Here is a 15,767-nt window from a genome sequence, read left to right on the forward strand (position 1 = left end):
CTAGCTTTCCTTGATCAAGTCGCCGGAGAGGAGCATGTAGAGGCTGGCCATGCGCACGGCCACGCCGTTGGTCACCTGGTCCAGCACGGTGGAGCGTGGGGAGTCGGCGGCGGCCGAGGAGATTTCCAGGCCGCGGTTCATCGGGCCCGGGTGCATGATCAGCGTTTCCTCGCCGGAGGCGTCCAGCGCCTTCAGCCGGGCGTCGTCCAGGCCCCAGTAGCGGGAGTATTCACGCGGGTTCGGGAAGTAGGCGGCATGCATCCGCTCCCCCTGCACGCGCAGCATCATCAGCGCGTCCACCCCGGAGGCGATGACCTCGTCCAGGTCATAGCTGATGGTGCACGGCCAGGCGTCGGCCCCCACCGGCAGCAGGGTGGGCGGGGCGACCATGGTCACCTCGGCGCCCAGGGAGTTCAGCAGCCACAGGTTCGAGCGGGCCACCCGGGAGTGCAGGATGTCCCCGACGATGGCGACCTTCAGCCCGTCCAGGCCCTTGCCGTGCGGGGCGGTGCCCTCGCGCAGGCTGACCTGGCGGCGCAGCGTGAACGCGTCCAGCAGCGCCTGGGTGGGGTGTTCGTGCATGCCGTCCCCGGCGTTGACGATCGGCAACCCGATCCAGTCGGTGGCCGCCAGGCGAGCCGGTGCACCCGAGTCGGGGTGCCGGATCACCACGGCGTCGGCGCCGATGGCCAGCAGGGTTTGGGCGGTGTCCTTCAGCGATTCGCCCTTGGACACGGAGGAGCCCTTGGCGGAGAAGTTGATCACGTCCGCGCTCAGGCGCTTGGCGGCGGCCTCGAAGGAGATGCGGGTGCGGGTGGAATCCTCGAAGAAGAGGTTCACCACGGTGCGTCCGCGCAGCGCCGGCAGCTTCTTGACTTCCCGGGTGCCGAACTCGCGCATTTCCTCGGCGATGTCCAGGATCCGGATGGCTTCTTCGCGGGTGACGTCCGCGGTGGAGATCAGGTGTTTCATGCGCCGGCCTCGATGATCACTTCGTTGTCCTGGTCGGTTTCCGCCAGGTGCACGCGCACCTTTTCGCTCTTGGCGGTGGGCAGGTTCTTGCCCACGTGGTCGGCGCGGATCGGCAGTTCGCGGTGCCCGCGGTCCACCAGCACGGCCAGGCGCACGATGCGCGGGCGGCCCCAGTCGGACAGGGCGTCCAGGGCGGCGCGGATGGTGCGTCCGGAGTAGAGCACGTCATCGACCAGCACCACGACCTTGTCGTCGATCCCGCCGGCGGGCAGCCGCGTGGGTGCCGGGGTGCGGGTGGTGGAGGTGCGCAGGTCGTCGCGGTACATGGTGATGTCCAGCTGCCCGACCAGCGATTCGGGGTTGATGGCGCCGGAGGTGGTGGCGGCGATGCGTTCGGCCAGGCGTTGGGCCAGCGGATAGCCGCGGCGCGGGATGCCCAGCAGCACCAGGTCCTCGGTGCCCTTATTGGCCTCAATGATTTCAAAGGCGATGCGCGTCAGCACGCGTTCGATGTCGTCCGAGGACAGCACCGTGCGGGCGCCAGGCGTTGCCGGCGATTTCTCGCTCATGCGTTGCATCTCTCCCTTCTCCGCCTCACGGGACGGTTCTTAAAGGAATATTGCTCCTATGAAATTATCACGCCCCGGCACCACTTCCCCACCGAAAGGCTATACATGACCATGAATGATGCGTTAGTTCGGTCACAGACGGCGTCGTTGATGCTGTCTCCGTGCGCGCCGCAGCGTCACTTCCCGCCCGCGACGCGGTTGCAGGCAGCCGCAATGTTCACTTGGCCACACTGCGCGCCACCGCCGAAACATTGCGCCGCATAGTTAGGCGTGAGGGCGCCGCCGCCGCTGCCCCCGGGGACGTGGGCGCAAGGGTGGTTAAACGCCGCAAGCCGGAACCACGAATCGGGTTCCGGCTTGCGCGGGGACAGGCAGGGTGAGGATCAGTCGACCAGGGTGTCCTTGATTTGCTGGATGCGGCCGAGCACGCCGTTGACGAATTCCGGGGAGTCGTCGGTGGACAGCTCACGCACGTTGGCCACGGCCTCGGCGACGGCGACGGCGTCGGGCACGTCGTCGTTGTACAGCAGTTCCCACACGCCGATGCGCAGGGCGATGCGGTCCACCGACGGCATGCGTTCCAGGGTCCAGCCGCGCACGTAGCTTTCCAGGATCTCATCGATGCGCTGCTGCTGGGCGGTGACGCCCTCGATGATCTGGATGGAGTACTCGTTGATCACGATCTCGGAGTTCTCCCGGCGTCCGACGGCCACGGCCAGCGGCTCGGCGCCGCGTTGTTCGGCTTCGAAGAGGAATTCCAGGGCCCGGCGGCGGGTCTTGGCACGGGCACTCACTAGGAGACACGTCCCAGGTAGTCACCGTTGCGGGTATCGACCTTGACCTTGGTGTTCTGCTCGACGAACAGCGGCACCTGAATGATCTTGCCGGTTTCCAGGGTGGCCGGCTTGGTGCCTGCCGAGGAGCGGTCGCCCTGCAGGCCCGGCTCGGTGTAGGTGATTTCCAGGATGACCGACGGCGGCATTTCCACGTACAGCGGGTTGCCGTCGTACATGGCGATGGTCAGTTCCTGGTTTTCCAGCATGTAGTCGGCGGCGTCGCCCACGGTGGCGCCGGAGACGGTGACCTGGTCGTAGTCGTCCAGGTTCATGAAGACGTAGTCTTCCCCGTCCTGGTAGAGGTACTGGTAGTCGCGGCGGTCAACGTTGGCGGTTTCGATCTTCGCCCCGGCGTTGTAGGTCTTGTCCTGGACGCGTCCGGTGACGACGTTGCGCATCTTGGTGCGCACGAACGCCCCACCCTTGCCCGGCTTCACGTGCTGGAAGTCAATGATGGTCCACAGCTGGCCGTCAATCTTGATGACCTGACCGTTTTTGATGTCAGTCGTATCTGCCACGAGTCCTCAATCCTCATATTCAGCCGGCTCACGCCGGCCCTTTGTCAAAAAACCATGTCCTAGTCTAGCGCATCGATCCGCAGGCGCCGTGTTAGGCGCTGGCCTGCAGGCGCTGTTCGGCCATTTGCAGGCAGATGCGCGAGGCGTCCACCAGGTGCTTGGGCGCGTTGATCGCCTGACGCTGTTCCAGGGCCAGGGTGAAGCGGGTCACCGCCGCACGGTAGTCCCGGGTTTCGTAGAACGCCATGCCCAAATGGTGCTGCATCAGCGGCTCGTACTCGGTGTCGGCGAACTCCTCGGCCAGCTTGCGCAGCCGGTTGATGGCCCGCTGGGTGTCCCCCTGCATGCGGGTCAGCTCGGTGTCCAGTACCCGCAGGTGCGCGTTCATCGGGTCCAGCAGGCGCTGCTCGGTGATCATCTCCCCCGCCTGGGCCAGTTCGCCGCGGGCCAGGTGGATGACCACCTGGTCGGTGGGCGAACCGACCTGCATGGAGCGTTCCGCGGCGGCTTCATCGGCCACGTAGGCGCGCATCGTTTCGGGGTTGATCAGGATTCCGTCAATGGAGGTGTCCACACCTTCACGGTTGACGGAGGCGACTTCGAAGGACACCGCGTTGTGTCGTGCCTCAGTCATTTCTTACTCACCAATCTCCTGGTAGGCCGCGAACAACAGCGAGTTATCCGGAACTTCATAGATCCGCGGCTTGCCAATATCTTCCAGGACCACGAAGCGCAGCTGGTCGCCTCGGGCCTTCTTGTCCCGCTTCATCCCATCCAGCAGCGACGCCCAGCGGTCGTTGCGGTAGGTGGTGGGCAGTCCCAGCGAGGATAGGATCGCGGCGTGGCGTTCGGCCACCGCATCCGGGGTGTAGCCCACCGAGCGGCCCAGTTCCGCGGCGAAGCACAGTCCAATGGACACCGCCGCGCCGTGGCGCATCTGGTAGCGTTCGGCCAGCTCGATGGCATGGCCCAGGGTGTGCCCGTAGTTCAGGTATTCGCGGTCCCCGGATTCCTTCAGGTCCCGGGAGACCACATCGACCTTCACCGCGATGGTGCGTTCGATGATTTCACGCAGCCGGTCGCTGGTGGGATCCATGGCCTCTTCGGGGTTTTCCTCGATGAGCTCCAGGATCCGCTCGTCCTTGATGAAACCGCACTTGACCGCTTCGGCCAGCCCGGTGACCAGTTCGTTCTTCGGCAAGGTGGCCAGGGCGTCCAGGTCCACCAGCACGCCGGCCGGCGGGTGGAAGGAGCCGACCAAGTTCTTGCCCTCGGCGGTGTTGATGCCGGTCTTGCCGCCCACGGCGGCGTCCACCATGCCCAGCACGGAGGTGGGCACGTGCACGACCTTCACCCCGCGCAGCCAGGTGGCGGCCACGAAGCCGGCCACGTCCGAGACGGCGCCGCCGCCCACGGAGATGACCGCGTCCGAGCGGGTGAAGTCGTTCTTGCCCAGGACCTCCCAGCAGAAGGCGGCGACCTGGATGTGCTTGCCTTCCTCGGCGTCCGGGATTTCGGCGGTGATCGCCGAGTAGCCCTTGGTATCGAGTTCATCCTTGACCAGGTCCCCGGTGGTGCGCAGGGCCCGCGGGTGGATGATCAAAATCTTCTTGACACTTGGTCCAAGCAGTTCGGGAAGCTGTCCCAGCAAACCATTACCGACCAGAACCGGATAGTTCTGCTCCGGTGATGCTCCGGTGACCTGAAGTGTGGTGGGTGCTAAAGGCATCCGTAGAGATCCTCCTGTGGTGCTGATCTTTCCAGAGTACGCGCGGGATTCGCGAATAGCCCTATCTCGTGGCACTAATCACATGGCCCTGGATGAGCGTGACCAGCTCGTTCACGCTCTTGCCCTCGACCGTGACGGTCAGGTCCGCCAGGTCCTCGTAGATGTCCCGGCGCGCGGCAAACAGCTGCCGCCAGCGCTGCAGCACCCCGTCCTCGCCGGCCAGCAGCGGACGGTCCTGGCTGCGGGCCAGGCGCCGGGCGGCGGTGTCCTCATCCATCTGCAGGTAGACCACGGTGCCGCGGCGCAGCACCTCCCGGTTTTCCGGGCGCAGCACCGCTCCCCCGCCGGTGGCCAGCACCCCGGCCTGGGTGGCGCGCAGGGTCGCCACCTCCAGGTCGCGGAAGTGCTCTTCGCCGTGCTCGGCGAAGATCTGCGGGATCGAGCCGTGGCTCATCACGATCACTTCGTCGGTGTCCAGGAACGTGGTGTCCAGGGCCTTGGCCAGCGCCTTGCCCACGGTGGACTTGCCGCTGGCCATCGGCCCGATCAGGTAGATCATCTAGACCCCGGTGGATTCCAGGTTCTCGGGGATCGCGGCCAGGTAGCTGGCGATGTTCCGCTTGGTCTCGGCCACCGAGTCCCCGCCGAACTTCTCCAGCACCGCCTGGGCCAGCACCAGGGCGACCATCGCCTCGGCGACGACCCCGGCCGCCGGCACCGCGCACACGTCCGAACGCTGGTGGTGGGCCTTGGTGTCCTCACCGGTGGCGGTGTCCACGGTGCGCAGCGCGCGCGGGACGGTGGCGATCGGCTTCATGGCCGCGCGCACGCGCAGCACCTCGCCGATGGACATGCCCCCCTCGATCCCGCCGGCCCGGTTGGTGGCCCGCTCGATGCGCCCGTCGGCGGCATGCTGGATCTCATCGTGGGCGGCCGAGCCGCGCCGGGCGGCGGTGGCGAAGCCGTCGCCGACCTCCACCCCCTTGATCGCCTGGATGCCCATCAGCGCCCCGGCCAGCCGGGCGTCCAGCCGGCGGTCCCAGTGCACGTAGGAGCCCAGACCCGGGGGCAGGTTGTAGGCCAGCACCTCCACGACCCCGCCCAGGGTTTCCCCGGCCTTGTGGGCGTCGTCGACCTCGGCGACCATGGCGGCGGAGGTTTCGGCGTCAAAGCAGCGCAGCGGATCCGCGTCCAGCGCCGGGACGTCGGCCCGGGTGGGCAGCGCGGCGTCATCGGGGACCTCGGCGGTGCCCACGGCGGTGGTGTGCGCGACCAGTTCGATGCCCAGTTCGGCCAGGAACGCGTCGGCCACCGAGCCCAGGGCGACGCGGGCCGCGGTTTCCCGGGCGCTGGCGCGCTCGAGCACCGGGCGGGCGTCGTCGAACCCGTACTTCTGCATGCCGGTGAAGTCGGCGTGGCCCGGGCGCGGGCGGGTGAGCGGCGCATTGCGGGCCAGGGACTCCAGTTCGCCGGGATCCACCGGGTCCGCGTTCATCACGCGTTCCCACTTGGGCCATTCGGTGTTGCCGATTTCAATGGCGACCGGTCCGCCCTGGGTGGCGCCGTGGCGCACCCCGCCCAGGAAGCTGACCTGGTCCTTTTCAAACTTCATGCGGGCCCCGCGGCCATAGCCAAGCCGCCGGCGCGCCAGCGCCGAACGGACGAGCTCACTGTCCACCGGGACCCCGGCGGGTAGACCTTCAAGAATTCCAACGAGTGCCGGGCCGTGCGATTCGCCCGCGGTTAACCAACGCAACATGCACTACATTTTGCCATGTGCCCGCGCTTTTACCGACCTCGATGAAGCGCCACGGCCGCAAACATGGTGTTTGTGACATTTTCGCGCTCCTCCTGCGCCAGATCCAGCCCGGTGAACAGGCGCACCTGCTCCACCGCCTGGTGCACCAGCATCGCCAGCCCGTTGATGACCGGCCCCCGCCAGGCGGCGGCCAGGGCCGAGGGCCACGGGTCGTAGGCCACATCCAGCAGCGTCCCGGTGCCCGCGCCCAGGGTGGGCACCCAGGCGTCGGCGGCGGAGGGGGGCAGGGTGGAAACCACCACCGGGTCCCCGGTGATCTCCTGCACCTCGCTGACCTCGGTGGCCATGCCCAGCGCGGCGGCCAGGGCGGTGACCCGCCCGGCGCGGGCCGGATCGCGCACCACGAAGCGCACCCGTTCGGCGCCCATCTGGTGCAGCGCCTGCACGGCGGCCAGCGCCGTGTTCCCGGCCCCCAGGATGGTGCCGGTGCCGGTGTGCCCGATCCCGGCGTCGGCGAAGGCCCGCACGATCCCGTACACGTCGGTGTTTTGCCCGTGCAGGGTCCCGTCCGGGTGCACCACGATGGTGTTCAGCGCCCCGGTGGTGGTGACCAGGTCGGTGACGCTGTCCATGTGGCCGATGAACACGTCCTTCAGCGGCATGGTGACCGAGCAGCCGGCCCAGCCGCCGGCGCGCAGCCCGGCGGCGAAGTCCGGCGCGTCGGCCGGGTCCAGTTCCAGGCGCTGGTAGTCCAGGTCCACGCCGAGCAGCCGGTAGGCGGCGCGGTGCAGCTGCGGGGACTTGGAGTGGCTGATGGGCTTGCCCAGGACTGCGGCCTTCACGGTTACCTCACTGTCGGTGGCTTGCGCGTTGTTCTTCGGTGGCGATGGAGCCTAGCACTGCCCCGGGTTGGCCTGGCACCAGTCGCGGAACTCCTGCTGGTAGCGCTGGTGCTCCTGGTAGGTGCGGGCGAACTTGGTTTCCCCGGTGGCGATGTTCACCGTCACCCAGTAGTAGAAGTCGTTCTCCTGCGGGTTCACGGCCGCGGCGATCGCCGAGTCGGCCGGGGAGCCGATCGGGGTGGGCGGCAGCCCGCGGTGCACATAGGTGTTGTACGGGTTGGACTTATCGGCCTTCTCCTGCTTGGAGAACTGCAGGGTGTAGCGGTCCAGCCCGTAGATCACCGCGGAGTCCACCTGCAGCAGCCCATGGGTCTGGTCGTTCTGCTCGGACAGCCGGTTGTTCAGTGCGCCGGCGACCACCGCGTAGTCCTTCGGCTGGGCCTCGGCCTGCAGGATCGAGGCGATCTTCAGCACCCGGTAGCCCTGGGCCGGGTCGTCCACCCCGTGCTCGGCCAGGGTGGCGGTGGTGGAGTCCACCAGCTGGCGCAGCACCTCTTCGGCGCTGGTGTCCAGGGCGAAGCGGTATTCGCCCGGGTGCAGGTAGCCCTCCAGGTTCTTCGCCTCCCCGGGCAGCCCGAAGCGTTCGGGGTCGTTGGCCAGCTCGGTCAGTTCCTTCAGCTCCAGCCCCGAGCCCTTGGCGATTTCCTCCAGGGCCGCGTTCAGGCGCATGTTCTGCTTCAGGCCCACGTAGAAGACCTTGTCCGGGCGGTTGTCCACCATCAGGTCCACGGCCTCGGCGGCCGGCAGCTGCTTTTGCAGCACATAGGTGCCCGGGTGGATGACCTTGTTCCCGGCCGCGGAGGCGTCCATGGCTTTGACGAACAGCTTGTCGTCGGAGACGACGTCCAGCTCCTCGAGCTTGCGGGAGATGATCCCCACTCCCCAGCCGTCCTCCACGACGAATTCGACCTGCGCCCCGCCGGGGCCGGGATAGTCATCGGGGTTGAACGCCTTGTAGATGCCGCGCACGGTGAACCCGGCGCCGGCCACGACCAGCGCGAAGATCAGCACGGTGGCGGCCATCACCAGGTTGCGCCGGCGCTTGCTGCGCTGGCGCCGGGCCCTCACCTGGGATTCGGGTTCCTCCTGGTACAGGTGCGCGGCCGCGACCGGTGCGCTGATCCCGGCGGCCGGCTCCCCGGCCGGCTGCGCCTCGTCCCGGCGCACGTGGTGCCCGTGGTGGGGGGTCTGCCACAGCGCCGGCTCGGCGGCGTCGAACTGGGTGGTGTTCGCCGCGGCCAGGGCCAGCTCGTCGGCGGAGGTGTGTTCCTCGCTCAGGGCGGGGGCGGGCAGGGAGGCGCCGATGATTTCCGGCTGCCCCGGGGTCGGCAGCCCGCCGTGGGCGCCGTCCAGGAACCGCTGGTGCAGTTCCTGGCGTGCCTGGCGTTGTGCTTCCCGTCGAGATTCGTCTCGCATTGGGCTCTCTCCTGCGTCGGATGGGGGCTCGGGCATCAGCGGATGACGACCCGGCTGGCCTGGATGGGCACCTGGTTGTGCTTGCGGTCCAGGACCTGTTGCAGTATTTCCACGGCGGCCGCCTGGTCCACCACCTCGCGGTGGCTGCGGGACTTGCGTCCGGCCTCATGCAGCGCCCGGTGCGCGCTGACCGTGCTCAGCCGTTCGTCGATCAGCCACACGCCGAGCTCGATCCCCGCCTCGTGGGCCTCCTCGGCCAGCGAGATGGCGTAGTCACGGGCCATTTTCGTGGATTCGGTGGCGTTGCCGGACAGCGACTTCGGCTCCCCAATGTACACGTCGGTAACTTGGCGATCAAGCACCATTTTCAGCAGGATCCGCCGATCCGAGTTCTTCTTCACATCCCGGCGCAGCGTGGACACCGGCAGCGCCAGCCCGGAATCGGCCTGGGCGACGGCCACCCCCACCCGGGCCGCGCCCACGTCCACGCCCAGCAGCGCGCCGGGGCAGGCCCCCGCCGGTTTCCCGGCGGGGGCCTGCTGGCCGGCGGCGTGCCCCGGCCCGGGCACCTGGTGCGGATCAGGCATTGGCCACGGCCGAACGGATCGCCTCCAGGGCCGGGCCGATCTTCGACGCGTCCTTGCCCCCGCCCTGGGCCATGTCGTCCTTGCCGCCGCCACCGCCGCCAAGTACCCCGGTCGCGGTGCGCACCAGCGCGCCGGCCTTGTGCCCGGCCGCGCGGGCGGCCTCATTCGTGGCGGCCAGCACCAGCGGGCGTCCGCCGGCCACGCCGATCAGCACGATCACCGCCGGCTCGCTGCCCAGCTTGCCGCGCAGATCCAGGGCCAGGGTGCGCAGCGCATCGGCCGAATCCACGGCGCCGGCGTCGTGGGCCAGCAGCTTCACGCCGCCCAGCTGCTGCACCGAGTCCAGCAGCCCCTGGGCCTGGGCCAGCAGCGCGGCGGCCTTCAGCTCGGAGATCTGCTTCTCGGCGGCCTTCAGCTTCGCCACGGTCTCGTTCACGCGCTCGGTGACCTGCCCGGAGGGCACCTTGAACATCGTGGACAGCTCGTTGACCAGGGCGCGCTCGGCGGCCCCGTGCTTGAACGCCTCCATGCCCACCAGCGCCTCGACGCGGCGGTTGCCCGAACCGACCGAGGCCTCCGAAAGCAGGGTCAGCTGCCCGATGGTGGCGGTGGAGCCCACGTGGGTGCCGCCGCACAGTTCGCGCGACCAGTCCCCGTTCATCTCCACCACGCGCACCTGATTGCCGTACTTCTCCCCGAACAGCCCGATCGCGCCGCGGGCCTTGGCCTCGGACAGGGCCATCTCGTTGGTGATCACGTTGTGGTTGGCCAGGATCGCCAGGTTCACCACTTCCTCGATCTCCAGGCGGGCCTCGGCCGAAAGCTGCTCGGCCCAGGAGAAGTCAAAGCGCAGGTAGCCGGCCTTGTTGAACGACCCGGCCTGGGTGGCTTCCTGACCCAGCAGCTGGCGCAGCGCGGCGTGCACCAGGTGGGTGGCCGAGTGGGCCTGCTCCCCGGAGTGGCGGCGGATCGCGTCGACCTGGGTGCGCACCAGCGCCTCGGCCGGCAGCTCGCCCTCGCGCACCACGGCCTTGTGCACGTTCAGGCCCTTGAGCGGGGCCTGCACGTCGGTGACCTCCAGCACGAAGCCGTCACCGGTGATCAGCCCCACGTCCCCGGCCTGGCCGCCGGCCTCGGCGTAGAACGGGGTCTCATCGAGCACCAGGTCGATCTGCTGGCCCTGCTCGGCGAACGGCACCAGCTGCCCGTCGCGCACGATCCCGCGGATCTTGGATTCACCCTCCAGGGTGTCGTAGCCGGTGAAGTGCACCGAACCGGCCTCGGCCAGCTTGTTGTACAGCGACAAATCCGCGTGCCCGGACTTCTTGGCCTTCGCGTCCTTCTGCGCCCGGGTGCGCTGTTCGCTCATCAGCTCGCGGAAACGGGACTCGTCCACCGCCAGCCCGGCCTCGGAGGCGATCTCCAGGGTCAAGTCGATCGGGAAGCCGTAGGTGTCGTGCAGCGCGAACGCCTCGTCCCCGGACAGGTTGGCGCCCTCGGCCTTGGCGTGGGCCAGGGCCTCATCCAGCCGGGTGGTGCCCGAGGCGATGGTGCGGCGGAAGGCGCGCTCCTCGGCGTAGGCGATCCGGGCGATGCGCTCGAAGTCGGCCTCCACCTCCGGGTAGACGCCCTTCATCGCGTCGCGGGAGACCGGCAGCAGCTGGGGCAGCACCTCGGATTCGACGCCCATCAGGCGCATGGCGCGCACCGCGCGGCGGATCAGGCGGCGCAGCACGTAGCCGCGGCCCTCGTTGCCCGGGGTGACCCCGTCGGAGATCAGCATCAGGGCGCTGCGGATGTGGTCGGCGATCATGCGCAGGCGCACGTCGTTGGCGTGGTTCGGGTCCGCCGGGTCCTCGGTGGAGGTGTAGCGCACCTGGGCCAGGGCGGCGGCGCGGTCCAGCACCGGGCGCACCTGGTCGGTCTCGTACATGTTCTCCACGCCCTGCAGGATCATCGCCAGGCGCTCCAGGCCCAGCCCGGTGTCGATGTTGCGCTTGGGCAGCTCACCGGCCACGTCGAAGTCGGTCTTTGAGCGCACCGCCGAAAGCCGGTACTGCATGAACACCAGGTTCCAGATCTCGATGTAGCGGGTCTCGTCGACCGCCGGGCCGCCCTCCATGCCGTATTCGGGGCCGCGGTCGTAGTAGATCTCCGAGCAGGGGCCGCCGGGGCCGGGCTGGCCGGTGTTCCAGTAGTTGTCTTCCTTGCCGGTGCCCACGACCCGCTCGCGCGGCAGGCCGATCTTCTCTTCCCAGATGCGCCGGGCTTCCTCGTCGCGCTCCTCGCCGTCCTCGTAGACGGTGACCCACAGCCGCTGCGGGTCCAGCCCGTAGCCGCCCTCGGCGACCGGGTTGGTCAGCAGCTCCCAGGCGAAGGTGATCGCCTCTTCCTTGAAGTAGTCCCCGAAGGAGAAGTTGCCGCACATCTGGAAGAAGGTGCCGTGGCGCACGGTCTTGCCGACCTCTTCGATGTCCGCGGTGCGGATGCACTTCTGCACGGAAGTGGCGCGGCTGTAGGGCGGTTCCTCAACGGCGGTCAGGTAGGGGATGAACGGGACCATGCCGGCCACCGTGAACAGCAGTGACGGGTCGGTGGAGACCAGCGAGGCGCTGGGAACCGCGGTGTGACCCTTCGAAACGAAAAAGTCGATCCAGCGGCGGGCAATTTCCTGCGTTTTCATCGTGCTGAGGACGATCCCTTCATAGTGTTCTCTTCCACGCCCAACGCGGAGCGCAGTTCCTGTTCGCGGCTGTGCATGCCCTCACGGAAGGCGGCGGCCACATCCGCGATGTTGTCGGCGTACTTGCCCACCTGCCGGTTCAGCGCGCTGCCGGAGGAGATGTCGGTGTACTTCCGGGTGGCCAGGATGCCCACGCCGACACCAATGGCGACCCACATCAGCTTCTTCATGCCTGACTCCTAACGGCTGCGGCGGCCGGTGCCGCGCGGCTTGGTGTTCATCGCGGCCTTCACCCCGGAGGTGAAGGCGGCGACCTTGATCAGCGGCTTGCCCAGGGTGGCGGCCGCCAGCGAGGACAGCGCCGAGGCGTTCGCGGTGGCGTCCGAAACGTTGGAGGTGATCGCGTCGACCTTCTTCAGCTGGTCGTTCGTGGTGGCCACGGTGTTGGCCACTTCCCCGATCAGCGGGGTGGTGCCGTCGGACAGGTCCTTGATCGAGTCGCGCAGCTCATCGAAAACCTTTCCCAACTTGATGATGGGGACCGCCAGCAACGCCACCAGGATGGCGAAGACGCCGGCGGCGATGAGACCTGCAATATCCGAACCCGACATGAGCTTCCTCTTCTGCTGTTGTTCTTCGGTGCCAGTCCACCTTATCGAACCGATTGGCCGAACAGGTAGTTAAGGACCGATGGCCCGCAACCGTGGACGGTTGCGGGCCATCGGCGCACACGTGGCGGGTGGCCTAGCGTGCGTAGTACTCGACCACGAGGTTCTCTTCGCAGGTCACCGGGATCTCCGAGCGCTCGGGCAGGCGCACGTAGGTGGCCTGCAGCGATTCCAGCTTCACGTCCAGGTAGCCCGGAACGGCCGGCAGCACCTGTGCGTGCTCGCCAGCGGCGGCCATCTGGAACGGAACCATCTTCTCGCTCTTCTCGTGAACGTGGATCACCTGACCCGGCTTCACCTTGAACGAGGGGCGGTCCACACGCTGGCCGTTGACCATGATGTGGCGGTGCACGACCAGCTGGCGGGCCTGCTGGATGGTGCGGGCGAAGCCGGCACGCAGCACCAGGGCGTCCAGGCGGGACTCGAGCAGGGCCAGCAGGTTGCCGCCGGTCTCCCCGCCAAGGCGCTTGGCTTCCTTGAAGGCGTTGAGCATCTGGACTTCGCGGATGCCGTACTGGGCGCGCAGACGCTGCTTCTCGCGCAGACGCACTGCGTAGTCGCTGTCCTGCTTCTTGCGGGCACGACCATGCTGACCGGGGCCGTACGGACGGCGCTCCATGTACTTCTCAGCCTTCGGGGTCAGTGCAATGCCAAGTGCGCGCGACAGGCGCACGGTACGGCGGGCACGGGCGTTAGCCATAAATGTGTCCTCTTCTGTTTAGCGACGGATGGTAACTGGCCTCCAGGGTGGAGAGTGGTGGGGCGTCGCATCCCGGTGAGCACTGCAACCACGCCCGGGGGCGCGGCTTGCCAGCCAAGGATCAAGTTTACACCCTTCACCCCGGCCCGTGGGCATCGCTGCGGATCGGGCCGACGGGGTGTAAGCAAGCTCGCATCCGCGCGCGGCCGGGACGCGGTTGGACTGCGGGCCCGGGGTTCGGTGGGCTCCGGGCCGGTTCAGCGCTTGCCGCGGATGATCGCCCGCAGCCGGGCCAGCCGGTCGGCGATCGGCTTCTCCGCGCCGTTGGCGGTGGGCGTGTAGTAGTTCACCCCGGCCAGGTCATCGGGGGCGTACTGCTGGGTGGCGATCGAATGCGGGGCGTCGTGGGAGTAGATGTAGCCCACCCCGTGCCCCAGCGCCTTGGCCCCCGGGTAGTGGGCGTCGCGCAGGTGGTCGGGCACCTTCGCGCCCTTGCCGGCCTGCACGTCGGCCAGCGCCTGGTTGATGGCCAGGTAGGAGGCGTTGGACTTCGGGGCGGTGGCCAGGTGCACGGTCGCCTGCCCGAGCATGATCCGCGCCTCGGGCATCCCGGTCAGCTGCACCGACTGGGCGGCGGCCACCGCCAGCGGCAGCGCGGTGGGATCGGCCATCCCGATGTCCTCGCTGGCGCTGATCATCAGCCGCCGGGCGATGAAGCGCGGGTCCTCTCCCGCATGCAGCATCCGGGCCAGGTAGTGCAGCGCCGCGTCCACGTCCGAGCCGCGGATCGACTTGATGAACGCGCTGATGATGTCGTAGTGCTGGTCCCCGTCCCGGTCGTAGCGGGCCACCGCCTGGTCCATGGCCAGGTGCACGTGCCCCTGCTCGATCACCACCGGCGGCTGCGGGTTCGGCCCGGCCGCGTTCCAGGCCACCGCGGCGGCCGCCTCCAGCACGGTCAGCGCGCGGCGGGCATCGCCCTGGGCCAGGCGCACGATCGTCTCCCGCTGCTCATCGGGCAGCGCCACCTCATTATTGAACCCGCGCTCATCGGCCACCGCGCGGGTGAGCAGGGCGGTGATGTCCCCCTCCTCCAGCGGACGCAGGGTCAGCAGCAGCGAGCGCGAAAGCAGCGGGGAAATCACCGAGAACGACGGGTTTTCGGTGGTCGCGGCCACCAGCACCACCTGGCGGTTCTCCACCCCGGGCAGCAGCGCATCCTGCTGGGCCTTGTTGAAGCGGTGGATCTCATCGAGGAACAGGACCGTGGTCATCCCGCGCAGGTCCCGGTCGTCCTTGGCCTGCTCCATCACCCGGCGCACATCCTTCACCCCGGCGGTGATCGCCGAAAGCTCCACGAACTTGCGGTCCGTGGCCCGGGCGATCACGTGCGCGATGGTGGTCTTGCCGATCCCCGGCGGGCCGTAGAGGATCACGCTGGCCGGACCGGAGGGCCCGGTGGACGGGGACTCGGCCAGCTGGCGCAGCGGGGAGCCGGGACCGAGCAGGTGCTGCTGGCCGACCAGCTCATCCAGGGTGCGCGGGCGCATCCGCACCGCCAGCGGGGGCCGCGGGCGTTTGACCGGTTCATCGTTCAGCCCATCGAGCAAATCGTTCACCACTCCACCCTACCGATACTCTGGTACGGGCAGCCACCGGGGCCCACCCGCCCCGGCCGCCGCGGATCACCCGCGCGGCCTGCCCGCAGCTCAGCCGCGGAATCAGCGGTGGAACCAGCCGTCAGAAGCAGTACCAAGCGAAGGGACAGTATGCGCGCCGTTGTGCAGGTAGCCAGCCAGGCCAAGGTCGAGGTGGAGGGGGCGGTGGTCGGTGAACTGGGCGCCCCGGGACTGGTGGTGCTGCTGGGCATCACCCACGAGGACGACCAGGCCACCGCGCGCAAGGTCGCCGAGAAAATCTACCGGCTGCGCATCCTGGAGGGGGAAACCAGCGCCGAGTCCCAGAACGCGCCGCTGCTGGTGATCAGCCAGTTCACGCTCTACGGCTCGGTGCGCAAGGGCCGGCGCCCATCCTGGACGCAGGCCGCCGGCGGGGCGCACAGCGAACCGCTGTACGACTACTTCGTCTCCTACCTGCGCGAGCTGGGCGCAGAGGTCGCCACCGGGCGCTTCGGGGCGATGATGGAGGTTTCGCTGACCAACTCCGGTCCGGTGACCCTGCTGGTGGATTCTGCCGACCTGCCCTAGCCTCCGGCTCCCGGCACTGCCCGGGCCATGTCCAGGCCTGGTTCGTGCAGCGCTGGACGGACCGTACGGGGCAGGCCTGCTCGGCCGACTCCAGTGGGCGGGCTCGTGTGGGCAGGTACCCAGGAACGGACTCATGGGGCGGGCACTCGTGGGTGGGTAGGCGGGGGACCCCACAAATAGTTGTCCACAATTTTCAGGCCACCACCCCGCAGCGTGCCCGC

The 15,767-nt window shown here is 68.4% G+C and carries 17 protein-coding genes; 1 reads left to right on the plus strand and 16 read right to left on the minus strand.

All coding sequences use genetic code 11. The features are described 5' to 3' along the window. The 16 genes from FDN03_RS03415 to FDN03_RS03490 form a co-directional block, all read right to left on the minus strand. Positions 1 to 972: an aspartate carbamoyltransferase catalytic subunit gene (locus FDN03_RS03415; protein WP_138174073.1), complete on the minus strand. Its 972-nt coding sequence runs from the start codon at positions 970 to 972 to the stop codon at positions 1 to 3. Beyond that, a complete protein-coding gene (gene pyrR, locus FDN03_RS03420; protein ID WP_138174075.1) occupies positions 969 to 1,541 on the minus strand; it encodes a bifunctional pyr operon transcriptional regulator/uracil phosphoribosyltransferase PyrR in 573 nt (190 codons plus the stop codon). The genes FDN03_RS03415 and pyrR overlap by 4 nt, the downstream gene beginning before the upstream one ends. A 383-nt stretch (positions 1,542 to 1,924) precedes the next feature. Then, complete coding sequence (gene nusB, locus FDN03_RS03425; protein ID WP_138174077.1) at positions 1,925 to 2,335, minus strand: transcription antitermination factor NusB; 411 nt, start codon at positions 2,333 to 2,335, stop codon at positions 1,925 to 1,927. Beyond that, positions 2,335 to 2,895, minus strand: a complete 561-nt coding sequence (gene efp, locus FDN03_RS03430; protein WP_138174079.1) for an elongation factor P — start codon at positions 2,893 to 2,895, stop codon at positions 2,335 to 2,337. The genes nusB and efp overlap by 1 nt, the downstream gene beginning before the upstream one ends. Positions 2,896 to 2,986: 91 nt before the next feature. After that, positions 2,987 to 3,529 carry a hypothetical protein gene (locus FDN03_RS03435; protein WP_054821479.1) on the minus strand — a complete coding sequence of 181 codons (543 nt, stop codon included), beginning with the start codon at positions 3,527 to 3,529 and terminating at the stop codon, positions 2,987 to 2,989. 3 nt (positions 3,530 to 3,532) lie between these two features. Next, positions 3,533 to 4,624, minus strand: a complete 1,092-nt coding sequence (gene aroB / locus FDN03_RS03440; protein WP_138174081.1) for a 3-dehydroquinate synthase — start codon at positions 4,622 to 4,624, stop codon at positions 3,533 to 3,535. A 61-nt stretch (positions 4,625 to 4,685) separates the two neighbouring features. Continuing rightward, positions 4,686 to 5,183, minus strand: coding sequence for a shikimate kinase (locus FDN03_RS03445; RefSeq protein ID WP_138174083.1), 498 nt, complete (start codon positions 5,181 to 5,183; stop codon positions 4,686 to 4,688). Further along, positions 5,184 to 6,383, minus strand: coding sequence for a chorismate synthase (gene aroC, locus FDN03_RS03450; RefSeq protein ID WP_138174085.1), 1,200 nt, complete (start codon positions 6,381 to 6,383; stop codon positions 5,184 to 5,186). It abuts the gene before it with no gap. 29 nt (positions 6,384 to 6,412) lie between these two features. Next, positions 6,413 to 7,225 carry a shikimate dehydrogenase gene (locus FDN03_RS03455; protein ID WP_138174087.1) on the minus strand — a complete coding sequence of 271 codons (813 nt, stop codon included), beginning with the start codon at positions 7,223 to 7,225 and terminating at the stop codon, positions 6,413 to 6,415. Positions 7,226 to 7,276: 51 nt separating this feature from the next. Then, a complete protein-coding gene (gene mltG / locus FDN03_RS03460; protein ID WP_138174089.1) occupies positions 7,277 to 8,701 on the minus strand; it encodes an endolytic transglycosylase MltG in 1,425 nt (474 codons plus the stop codon). 35 nt (positions 8,702 to 8,736) lie between these two features. Next, complete coding sequence (ruvX, locus tag FDN03_RS03465) at positions 8,737 to 9,288, minus strand: Holliday junction resolvase RuvX (protein ID WP_138174091.1); 552 nt, start codon at positions 9,286 to 9,288, stop codon at positions 8,737 to 8,739. Beyond that, complete coding sequence (gene alaS, locus FDN03_RS03470; protein ID WP_138174093.1) at positions 9,281 to 11,971, minus strand: alanine--tRNA ligase; 2,691 nt, start codon at positions 11,969 to 11,971, stop codon at positions 9,281 to 9,283. Before alaS ends, ruvX begins: the two co-directional genes overlap by 8 nt. After that, positions 11,968 to 12,201 (minus strand): hypothetical protein, encoded by a 234-nt coding sequence (locus FDN03_RS03475; RefSeq protein WP_054821640.1) that lies wholly within the window; start codon positions 12,199 to 12,201, stop codon positions 11,968 to 11,970. The genes alaS and FDN03_RS03475 overlap by 4 nt, the downstream gene beginning before the upstream one ends. 9 nt (positions 12,202 to 12,210) lie before the next feature. After that, on the minus strand, positions 12,211 to 12,582 hold the full coding sequence (locus FDN03_RS03480) for a DUF948 domain-containing protein (RefSeq protein WP_054821639.1): 372 nt from the start codon (positions 12,580 to 12,582) through the stop codon (positions 12,211 to 12,213). 133 nt (positions 12,583 to 12,715) lie between these two features. Further along, positions 12,716 to 13,339: a 30S ribosomal protein S4 gene (gene rpsD / locus FDN03_RS03485; protein ID WP_138174096.1), complete on the minus strand. Its 624-nt coding sequence runs from the start codon at positions 13,337 to 13,339 to the stop codon at positions 12,716 to 12,718. 257 nt (positions 13,340 to 13,596) lie between these two features. Then, complete coding sequence (locus tag FDN03_RS03490; RefSeq protein ID WP_249354257.1) at positions 13,597 to 14,958, minus strand: replication-associated recombination protein A; 1,362 nt, start codon at positions 14,956 to 14,958, stop codon at positions 13,597 to 13,599. A 150-nt stretch (positions 14,959 to 15,108) separates the two neighbouring features. Between FDN03_RS03490 and dtd the strand changes: the two genes are divergently transcribed. Next, on the plus strand, positions 15,109 to 15,546 hold the full coding sequence (gene dtd, locus FDN03_RS03495) for a D-aminoacyl-tRNA deacylase (protein ID WP_138174099.1): 438 nt from the start codon (positions 15,109 to 15,111) through the stop codon (positions 15,544 to 15,546). The last annotated feature ends 221 nt before the right edge of the window (positions 15,547 to 15,767 follow it).

The organism is Glutamicibacter sp. V16R2B1, from assembly GCF_005774635.1.
Classification (GTDB): domain Bacteria; phylum Actinomycetota; class Actinomycetes; order Actinomycetales; family Micrococcaceae; genus Glutamicibacter; species Glutamicibacter creatinolyticus.